This is a genomic window from Arthrobacter sp. 35/47 (assembly GCF_000520475.1).
Lineage (GTDB): Bacteria > Actinomycetota > Actinomycetes > Actinomycetales > Micrococcaceae > Arthrobacter_D > Arthrobacter_D subterraneus.
This window is the reverse complement of sequence record NZ_AZHY01000361.1, coordinates 1-1,035: the sequence shown is the minus strand read 5'-3', so window position 1 is coordinate 1,035 and position 1,035 is coordinate 1. Positions and strand designations below refer to the sequence as shown.

Below are 1,035 nucleotides of genomic sequence, written 5' to 3'. Positions count from 1 at the left end.
AGCAGGGCCAGGGCGGGGACGACGAGGAATCCACCGCCTGCACCGACCAGGCCTGTGACGAGCCCGACGACTGCTCCGTCCAGCAGCACCCGACCGAGGGGGAGTTCATGTTTCACCGGTTCGGCGGTGCCTTCCCCGCCAGTTTTTTTCCTGCCGCGGAGCATGGCTATGGCGGTGGCCACCATCATGAGAGCGAAGGCAATCAAAAGGATCTGACCGGGGATGTACCCACCAAGCAGACCGCCGACGAAGGCGCCGACCATGCCGGCGGCCCCGAAGGTCAGACCGGTGCGCCACATCACCCTGCCACCGCGGGCATGGCTGATCACGCTCACCGCCGAGGTGACTCCGACAACGAACAGGGACGCAGCGATCGCTTCCTTAGCTTCGAATCCGGCCACATACACCAGGATCGGCACGGTCAGGATAGACCCGCCGCCACCCAGGACACCCAGCGAAAGCCCGATGACCACCGACAGGCTGAGTACGAGGATCAGGGTTGCGCTCATGAGGCGCGCGCCTGCCCCATCGTGGAATTGGCACCGGCCGTGGCATTGGCCCTGGAGGTGGCGCTGGTAAGTTGCAGTACAGCTGCCTCACGGGTTGGTTCCTGTGCGGTCTTGTTCCATGGCATGGCCGAGAGGGCCTTACCCATGGCGCAGGTGTTCGTAGCGGCCGAGAACGTCAGGCCGGTGCCGATGGCTCCTGCCAGCAGGCGCAGCTTCGGTGAGACGAACTGTCCTCCGGCCAGACCAAGGACCACCAGGGAGCCTGCCGCGAGCCTCACCTGACGCTCAAGGTCCCAGCGCTGACGGCCGCGGACGACGTCGCCGCCGGCAGTGGCGAACCCAGGCACTCCCCCGGTCAGGACATACGCCGTGTCGATCCCTGCACCACCGAGGCGCTGGCGGGCCTGTTCGGCGCGCACCCCGGACTGGCAGACCAGGACGACACGACTGCCCAGCCGTGCCGCCAGCTCATCGGTGTGTTCGGACAGCAGGGGAAGCGGCACATTGTACGAACCGCGGATATGCA

2 protein-coding genes are annotated in these 1,035 nt (G+C 66.4%); both read right to left on the bottom strand.

Annotation, left to right across the window (positions count from 1 at the left end):
- Nucleotides 1-509, bottom strand: a 509-nt coding sequence (locus tag X803_RS0100380) for a sulfite exporter TauE/SafE family protein (RefSeq protein ID WP_026543571.1), incomplete at its 3' end; no start/stop codon positions are given.
- Nucleotides 506-1,035, bottom strand: a 530-nt coding sequence (locus X803_RS16830; protein ID WP_035777333.1) for a rhodanese-like domain-containing protein, incomplete at its 5' end; no start/stop codon positions are given. The genes X803_RS0100380 and X803_RS16830, both read right to left, overlap by 4 nt.